Raw genomic sequence first — 8,387 nt, 5'->3', positions numbered from 1 at the left:
GCGGATGCAGTACCGCCCCGGGCTCCTGGTCGGCTTCCTCGCCAGCACCGGGCTCGAGTTCGGGCCCTTCCTGTAACCCCCGCCCTTGAGAATCTTTAGACAGGTGGCGGACAAGTACGGCACCTGCCATTGCGGCATCGCTGAAGGAGGACGGGGCGGACGGAGTAGTGCTCGCACCAGCTTAGCCGGATTGTTGCCGTAACGTGTCCGTGCTGGCACGCTGTGTTGAAAGAGCAGGAGTCCCGACAGTCGTTGTTACTATGATGCCGGCTTTAGCGGCAGCACAGTTGACGCCTCGGGTTATCGGGGTCGAATTTCCATTCGGGCATCCGTTTGGACGCCCGCAGGATCGCAGTACGCAAACCCGTGTCCTCGCGTCGGCCTTGACAGTCCTCGCCGGCGCGGCGAGCTTCGGGACGCGTGTCGACTTAGATATCGCGTGGCCGCAGCCCAAGGCTGAAGCGATGGCGTGGCAGCCGGTCGAGCCGAGCCCGATGGTCCAGGAGTTACTCCGGAATCCGGAGCTTCTAAGGAGTAGGGGGGCAAGGTAGTTCTTTAGCCCGGGGCTTTCACCGCGCGGTCGCGTGAACCCGTGTTATTCAACTGAAAAGTGCTGCTGACCAGCGAAGATAGGACTTGCTGAGGGTCCATCTGTCACTGCTCAAGGAGCACCTTCCAGGTGAAGAAGCGTAGCCGGTCCTATCCCCGCGTCCACGTCGACACGAGCGCGTCGGGGGCGGTCGGTCAGGCCGGCGGAGTACTGCTCACCGAGACCGTCGCCGCAGTTGGGTTGGACGCGGCGCTGTCGGCGGCGCTGGCGCCGTGGCGCAAGTCGCTGGCCATCCATGATCCGGGCAAGGTCGTGCTCGACCTGGCGCTGACGTTGGCGTTGGGTGGGGACTGCCTGGCCGACATCGCGCTGCTGCGCGCCGAGCCCGGCCTGTACGGGCTGGTCGCTTCCGACCCCACGGTCTCCCGCACGATCGACGCGCTGGCCAGCGACGCCCCGGCCGCGCTGGCCGCGATTGACGCCGCCCGCGCCGCGGTCCGTGCGCGGGCCTGGGCGCTGGCCGGCGACCGCGCCCCCGGCCACCCGAGGAGCGCTGCTGCGCCGCTGGTGATCGACGTGGACGCCACGTTGGTCACCGCGCACTCGGAGAAGGAGCAGGCCGCACCGACGTTCAAGCGCGGCTTCGGGTTCCATCCGCTGTGGGCGTTCTGCGACCACGGCGGCGACGGCACCGGGGAGCCCCTGTCGGTCCTGCTCCGCAAGGGGAACGCCGGCTCGAACACCGTCACCGACCACAAGACCGTCCTCCGCGCCGCACTGGTCCAGCTGCCCGGCGGGCGTAGCCGGGGCAAGAACGTGCTGGTCCGCATCGACGGGGCCGGCGGCACCCACGAGCTGATCGAATGGCTGACCCGCCGCCGGCTGGCCTACTCTGTCGGCTTCTCCCTGCCCGGCGACCTCGCCTCGATTCAGAAGAAGCTCGCGGAAGTACCCGAGCAGGCGTGGACGCCCGCCTACGACGCCGACGGCCAGATCCGCCCCGGCGCCTGGGTGGCCGAGCTGACCGGGCTGTTCGACCTCTCGCGCTGGCCTGCGGGGATGCGGCTGATCGTTCGCAAGGAACGCCCCCACCCCGGCGCCCAGCTACGGGTCACCGACGTCGACGGACACCGGATCACCGCCTTCGTCACCAACAGCAAGAGAGGACAGCTGGCCGACCTCGAGCTGCGGCACCGCCGCCGCGCCCGCGCCGAAGACCGCATCCGCTGCGCAAAGGACACCGGCCTGACCAACCTGCCGCTACACGACTTCGCCCAGAACCAGATCTGGTGCGCCATCGTCGCCCTCGCCTGCGAACTCACCGCCTGGATGCAGGCCCTCGCCCTGACCGGGCACGACGCTCGCAGGTGGGAGCCCAAGCGGCTACGGCTGCGGCTGTTCACCGTTCCGGCGACGCTGGCCCGCACCGGCCGCCGCCGGCTGCTGCACCTGGCCGACCACCACCCCTGGGCCGCCACCGTCACCGACGGCATCACCCAGCTGCGTGGCCTGACCGCCGGCCCGGCGCTGGCCCCCGGCTGACCTGCGACTCCGACCGTCCCGACGCCCCGCCACCTCTCCGGCCCGTGGAACCGGCGCCCCACCCGAGACGACCATCGGGCGGCCTGTCGTACCCAGATGCCAGGATCACCGCCGCACGACCGGTACGGCCCGGTCTCGAGGATCAACGTCAGGACGATGAAAGATCCGGGTTAGTGCCTGGGATGGATGGCCCCGATGTCTCACACTCGGGGTCCTCCGTCTACCCTGTCTTACGGCTCTGGCTCGATTTCCGTGATGCTGATCCGGCTGTTGTTGCGCGTGTCTCCCACGATCCGGGCCGCCCACCGTTGATCATCCGACCGGTGTGACACCGACATCCTGCGCACGCTGCTGCCCCACCTGTGCCCGCTGGTGATCGAGCACGCCGAACGGGTTGACGGGATCGTGACCCTCGATGCGTGGGCACGCTGCCGTGGGGCCCGCTGCGCCCACTGCGGGCAGGACTCGACCCGGGTGCATAGCCGCTACGGACGGCGCGTGGCCGACACGGCGATCGCCGGTACGCCGGTCGTGCTCCGCCTGAGGGTGCGGCGGTTCTTCTGCGACCGGAGCGAGTGCGCCGCCAAGACGTTCGTCGAGCAGGTCGCGGGCCTGACCCAACGCCACGCCCGCCGCAGTACCGGGCTGCGTCGGGTGCTGGAAGCGATCGCGTTGGCGCTGGCCGGCCGCGCCGGCGCCCGGCTGGCCGCCCGCCTCGGCATCGGCGTCGGTCGCGGCACGCTGCTGCGCCTGCTGCGCGCCCTGCCCGATCCGGTAGCGGGCACCGTGGCCGCCCTCGGCGTGGACGAGTTCGCGCTGCGCCGCGGGCAGCACTACGCAACGCTGCTGATCGACATGGCGACCCACCATCCCGTGGACGTCTTCGACGGGCGCGAGGTCGAGGACTTCGCCGAGTGGCTGCGCGCCCACCCCGGCGTCGAGCTGATCTGCCGGGACCGCTGCGGGGCCTACGCCGCCGGCGCCCGCGACGGGGCACCGGCGGCGGTCCAGGTCGCCGACCGCTGGCACCTGTGGCACAACCTGTGCGAGCACGTGGAAGAGCTGGTCGGCGCGCACCACGCCTGCCTGCCCGAACCGCCCGTCACCACCGCCGAGGAGCCGGCAGACCGCACCGCCGCCGCGGAGCCCGACGACCGCGCCGCCGCTGCGCAGACGGCGGTGGACGCCGCCGCGTTCACCGAGACCACCCGGCTGGCCCGCCGGACCCGCGAACGGCACCGGCAGGTGCAGGCGTTGCGCGGCGAAGGCCTGGGCCTGCGCGCGATCACCGAGCGGCTCGGGCTGGACCGCAAGACCGTGCGGCGCTTCGCCCGCGCCACCGGCCCCGAGCAGTTGGTCGCCGCCGGCGCCCGGGCCAGCCTGCTCGACGCGTACAAGCCCTACCTGCACCAGCGCCTCGCCGCCGGCGTCACCAACGCCGCCGAGCTGCACGCTGAGATCGCCGTGCAGGGCTACCCGGGCAGCTACCAGACACTCGCGCGCTACCTGCACCCCCTGTGCGCGGCCAGCACGCACCAGATCGCGGCGCTACCCCAGCGGCCACCACCGGTCACCGTGCGGCAAGTGGTCGGCTGGCTCACCGGTCACCCCAACGACCTCGATCCCGATGACGCCGTACGGATCAAGGCGATCCGGAGCCGCTGCCCGGAACTGGACGCCGCCGCGAAACACATCGCCGGCTTGCCCAGCTGATGACCACCCGGGGCGGGGACCGGCTCGGCGAGTGGATGAACGCCGTCGACGCCGACGACCTGCCGCAGCTGCACTCGTTCACCGCCGGGCTGCGCCGCGACCTCGACGCGGTCACCGCCGGACTCACCCTCGACTACAACTCCGGCCCGGTCGAGGGCAACGTCAACCGCATCAAGATGATCAAGCGTCAGATGTACGGGCGGGCGAACCTCGACCTGCTCCGCAAACGCGTACTGGTCGCCTGACCGTCTGAACACAACGCCCACCCGATGAGATCAACGCCGTACTCCATCCGCCGGACCAGTGCAGCTACCGGACCGTCACCGCCATGGCGCACCGACCGTGCGCGCCGACTCGCCGCCTGCCCGGTCCCACCCCGGTCGCCCCGGTGCGCCGCACAGCAGCAGCCACGACTTCCATCACCGAGCCTCCCGGCGCATCGAGGTCCACGACCCCGTCAACCCGTTCGGCGTGCTCGATCACCAGCGGGCACAGGTGCGGCAGCAGCGTGCGCAGGATGTCGGTGTCACACCGGTCGGATGATCAACGGTGGACGGCCCGGATCGTGGGAGACACGCGCAACAACAGCCGGATCAGCATCACGGAAATTGAGCGAGAGCCCTTGCTCGTGGCAACGAGGTGGTCCCTTCTTCTCACTGGCAAGCGACAAGCTGATGCCCGCGGTGGTCGGTCGTCGACGCCGTCGCCGCGCCACATGACTCCCCCTCACGTGGCGCGAGCACGCCGGGACCGGCCAGTACGGAGGCGTTCGAGCCATGATGTCGGTGGCCGCATGGACCAGGCGGGACCAGAACTGTCAACGTCGAGCGCCGCGGACTCGCCGACCGGGGAAGTCGGTCGGAGCTTCCCTGATGACCTCGTTCGCCAAGCGCACCAGGCGATCGACGGCTGGATGAGTCGGGGGATCGGACCAGACCAGGAACACTGGGACCGGCGGAGCATCGGTCAGAGGAACGAACTCCACGCCCGGGTACCGGTAGAGCTCCGTAGTGGAGCTCGGCGTGATTCCTACTCCTCGACCGGCGGCGACGGCGGCAAGCCAGTCCTCGGTGCTCCCGACCTCGATGGTGCGCGCGGGACGGTGATCCGAGGGCCACAACCCCGCACCGGTGGTTCCGGTCACCGAGTTGACCAGCACGGGGTTGTCGGCCAGGTCGATCAGCGAGAGTTGCGGCTGGTGCGCCAGCGGGTGCTCCACCGAGATAGCTGCGAGGCGCGCTTCGTCGTGGAGGTGGCTGCTGCGGAACCCGGAGCGACTGACGGGACCACGAATGACGGCGATGTCAACCCGACCGTCCCACAGGCCGGCGCTGCGGTCTTCGATCTGGACCAGCTGCAGTTCGACGTCGGGATGGAGCTCGCCCCAGCGGCGGAGTAGTCGGGGCGTGTGCGCGCCCAGCGCCGACCAGGCGTGCCCCAGCCGCAGCGGTCGTGGGGACAGCGCCGCTGGATCCAGAACGGCGTCGACGGCGGCCACCGCCGCAACCACCCGTTCTCGATAGGCCGCGCCGGCACGCGTCAACGCCAGGTGATGTGTCGACCGGTCCACCAAGCAGGTATTCAAGTGGGCCTCGAGTTGGGCGAGCAGCCGCGACACGGCCGGCTGGCTCATGTGCATCTTCGCCGCGGCCGCGGTAATCGTGCCCGCATCAACCACGTGCAGGAAGGCGCGCAGATGCCGCAGGTCGGCGGTCATGCGCCCATGGTATGACCGCGTGAACAATCGGCATTTCCGCCCTCGGCCGGGCCGTCAATAGCCTCGCAGCCATGTCGACGGCTTCCCCCGCCGGGAAGTCATTCCCTGGGCTGGCCGGCGGCGCGCCGCTCGGGGTTGGGCTCGCCCTGGGCTCGCAGATCGTCCTGCAGATCAGCGCCGCGGCGGCGACCGGCCTGTTCCCTCGCGTGGGCGCCATCGGTGCTGTGGGGATCCGCTTGGGCTTGGCCGCGGTGATGCTGCTGGCCTTCTTCCGGCCGTCGCTGCGAACGATGCGCCGGTCGAACTGGTCGGTGGTGCTGCAGTACGGCGCCGCGTTGGCCGGGATGAATGTTCTGTTCTACGAGGCGATCCTCCGACTACCGCTAGGCGCAGCGGTCACGCTGACGCTGCTCGGGCCCTTGACCTTGTCCGTCGTTGCCTCGCGAGTGTGGTCCAGCGTGCTTTGGGGGCTTCTGGCGCTGACCGGCGTCGCCCTCCTCGGCCGCGACGGCTTCACCAAGCTCGATCTCCTCGGCGTGGGCTGCGCTGTGGGTGCCGGGGCGCTGTGGGCCTGCTACATCGTGAGCGCCCAGCGGTCGGCAGCAACCCTGCCACGACTCGATGGCCTGGCGCTGGCGATGGCTGTGGCCGCTGTTGGTCTCGCACCGTTCGCCGTCGCCAGCGCTGGCACGCGGTTGTTCTCGCCGCCCGTGATCGCTCTGGCTGCCGCTGTCGCGGCCCTGTCCTCCATCCCGTACGCCCTGGAGGCCCTGAGCCTCCGACGCCTGAGCAGCAGCACGTTCGCCGTCCTGATGAGCTCGGCGCCGGCCATAGCGGCGCTCGTCGGCGCAGTTCTCCTCGGCCAAAGAATCGACGCCTCCGGCGCCCTGGCCATCGGCTGCGTGGTGGTCGCCAGCGCCGGCGCGGTCGCGACCCCCTCGGACAGAGACCGGCATCGGCCCCGCCCCCAGCCGCGACGTCGTCCTTCGCTGCCGAAGCCGAGCAGTGATGCGCCGGAGGACGGCCGCGTCGTTCTCTGACCCAAATCCGCGAGTAGCGAGTTGCAGCCCCCAACGTCGCGGTAGGGACCGCCCTTGCGGGCGGCCCCCCGCACAGATCCCAGCGTGCGGAACTACCGCACTGGGCTCCTACCTCGGGTGTGTGGCGGCGAAGCGCACGTTCGGGAACGGATGCACGATGCGGGTGCGGGGTAGCCATCGGGTCACGATGCGGTTCATCCGCACCCAGTTCGGCCTGGTGCGCTGGCTGCGGCGCCGCAGCGCCTTGTACAGCAGCGCGCGGCCTGGGTGCGAAATTCGTTGACCGCTTCGTAGTTGCCCGGCACGGCGTTAGTAGCCCTGGTGCCCACGCACCACGCTGGCCAGCCACCGCGCCTGCTCGGGGATGGGCAGATGCCGACGCCGCTTGAGCTCGACGTTGAGCGCTTTCAGCTTCGCCCGCCGGCAGCCCGGTCTCCACCTCCACCACCTGGCGCTCCCACTCCCGTGCCGCCTTCAGCACGTCGGCCGGCAGCCGGTCGGCCAGCCCGAACGGCTCCACCGCCGGCGCCGGCGCGCCCCCGATGACCGCGAACTCCGGGGAGGCCAGCACGTAGCCGGCGAGCACCACCTGCTCGGTGCCGTCGTCCGCGCGCAGCCGCACCGAGGTGCCGGCCAGCGCGATCACCTGGTGCTCCCCTCCGTCGAAGTGCACCCGGTCCCCCGGCCGCAGCACCGCGGCCCGAGCCGGCCTCACCGCGCGGCCGCCGCGGGACTCACCAGCGTCTCCGGATGCAGCGGCACCGACAGGTCCGCGGCCAGCGTGCGACCACAGCAGGTGGAACAGCACCGGCAGCACCGCGATCGGGTCGCCCGCCGCCTCGGCGCCGGCCATCAACGGCGCCGGCGTCGCGAACACCCGCCGCAGCCTCTCGACGGTCTCCGGCAGGTGATGCCGGGGATGCCGGTAGCCGGCCAGCCAGCGCACGTTCTCGGTCTCGATCGCGTCCGGAGCGCCGAGCAGCCGGTACTCCCAGCCGACCAGCGCGCAGCGCTCGACGTCGCGTCGAACTTCGCCACGTCCCGCGGCTTGCGTCGCTCCAGCGGCCGGCTGTCGATGACCACCGCCGAGCCGTCCGCCCGCCGGGCGAAGAAGTCCGGCGCGTGCGACATGCGCTCGCCCGCCTCATCGGTCCAGTGCAGCCAGAACGGCTGGGACGCGATGCCCACCACCGCTGGGTCGAAGTCCAGCAACATCAAATTGTCACGCTCGAGCCAGGACTCAAACCCCACGTGGCCGCCCGTTGACGAAGACCACCAGAGCCCGCTCAGGTGACGCTGCCCCTTGCGCGATATGAACCGGCGCACCGGCGTTCCGTGCTCGAACGGCACCGCCCACGCCTCGGCCAACGGCACCCGCAGCTCGGCGCCGTCCTCCGTCAGGTAGCCGACCTGAAAGCCGTCCGCGCGCAGCGGGTCGGCGGCCTCCGCCGCCCGAGGCGACCGTGTCACGCATCACAGTGTTGGGCAGCGGCCGGCCCGATCCCGGTAGCGACTCGCAACCTAATTCCGGACGTCGCAAGATCACTCGCAAGGTAAGTCCGGACTTCGCAAGGTTCGGCCGGACAGGACAGCCGCCAGGACTTCCGGCTCTGCTGCAACCTCCAAGATCATGAGCCGTCACACGTCTTGCATTCGGCATCGCAAGGCCGCATATCGACGGAAAGTTGACACTTCGGGCGTCAGCCCGGAGTTCCGAAGATCACAGGCACATGCAGGCTTGATCGATAGCGTTGTCGCTGGTCAGCGGGTCGGGTGTCGTCGCAGCGCCTAAATCCTGTAGGCACACGGCTGGTGCTTTTCAGCT

Annotated in this window: 6 protein-coding genes; 4 read left to right on the top strand and 2 right to left on the bottom strand. The window is 70.4% G+C overall.

The genetic code is table 11. The annotated features are described in order from the left end of the window. Positions 1–679 precede the first annotated feature (679 nt). From CNO22_RS23515 to CNO22_RS29435, 3 genes are all read left to right on the top strand, one after another. A complete protein-coding gene (locus CNO22_RS23515; protein WP_100501687.1) occupies positions 680–2,092 on the top strand; it encodes an IS1380 family transposase in 1,413 nt (470 codons plus the stop codon). A 372-nt stretch (positions 2,093–2,464) separates the two neighbouring features. After that, positions 2,465–3,805, top strand: coding sequence for an ISL3 family transposase (locus CNO22_RS23510; RefSeq protein ID WP_332870102.1), 1,341 nt, complete (start codon positions 2,465–2,467; stop codon positions 3,803–3,805). Then, positions 3,805–4,050 carry a transposase gene (locus CNO22_RS29435; protein ID WP_232807292.1) on the top strand — a complete coding sequence of 82 codons (246 nt, stop codon included), beginning with the start codon at positions 3,805–3,807 and terminating at the stop codon, positions 4,048–4,050. Before CNO22_RS23510 ends, CNO22_RS29435 begins: the two co-directional genes overlap by 1 nt. Before the next feature lie 572 nt (positions 4,051–4,622). Here the strand turns inward: CNO22_RS29435 and CNO22_RS23505 are convergent. After that, a complete protein-coding gene (locus tag CNO22_RS23505; RefSeq protein ID WP_100501686.1) occupies positions 4,623–5,522 on the bottom strand; it encodes a LysR family transcriptional regulator in 900 nt (299 codons plus the stop codon). A gap of 71 nt (positions 5,523–5,593) precedes the next feature. Between CNO22_RS23505 and CNO22_RS23500 the strand changes: the two genes are divergently transcribed. After that, positions 5,594–6,562, top strand: coding sequence for an EamA family transporter (locus CNO22_RS23500; protein ID WP_198588561.1), 969 nt, complete (start codon positions 5,594–5,596; stop codon positions 6,560–6,562). Between the two features lie 852 nt (positions 6,563–7,414). Here the strand turns inward: CNO22_RS23500 and CNO22_RS23485 are convergent. Next, positions 7,415–8,032: a TnsA-like heteromeric transposase endonuclease subunit gene (locus CNO22_RS23485; protein ID WP_198588560.1), complete on the bottom strand. Its 618-nt coding sequence runs from the start codon at positions 8,030–8,032 to the stop codon at positions 7,415–7,417. Between the last annotated feature and the right edge of the window lie 355 nt (positions 8,033–8,387).

The sequence above is a fragment of the Geodermatophilus chilensis genome, from assembly GCF_002802985.1.
Classification (GTDB): Bacteria; Actinomycetota; Actinomycetes; order Mycobacteriales; family Geodermatophilaceae; genus Geodermatophilus; species Geodermatophilus chilensis.
Note: the sequence above shows the minus strand (reverse complement) of the source record. Positions and strands in the feature narration are given on the sequence as shown.

What these genes read in the sequence shown, in the direction of transcription:
- CNO22_RS23505 (WP_100501686.1), bottom strand. Translation starts at nt 5,522, where the DNA reads ATGACCGCCGACCTGCGGCATCTGCGCGCCTTCCTGCACGTGGTTGAT.
- CNO22_RS29435 (WP_232807292.1), top strand. Translation starts at nt 3,805, where the DNA reads ATGACCACCCGGGGCGGGGACCGGCTCGGCGAGTGGATGAACGCCGTC.
- CNO22_RS23500 (WP_198588561.1), top strand. Translation starts at nt 5,594, where the DNA reads ATGTCGACGGCTTCCCCCGCCGGGAAGTCATTCCCTGGGCTGGCCGGC.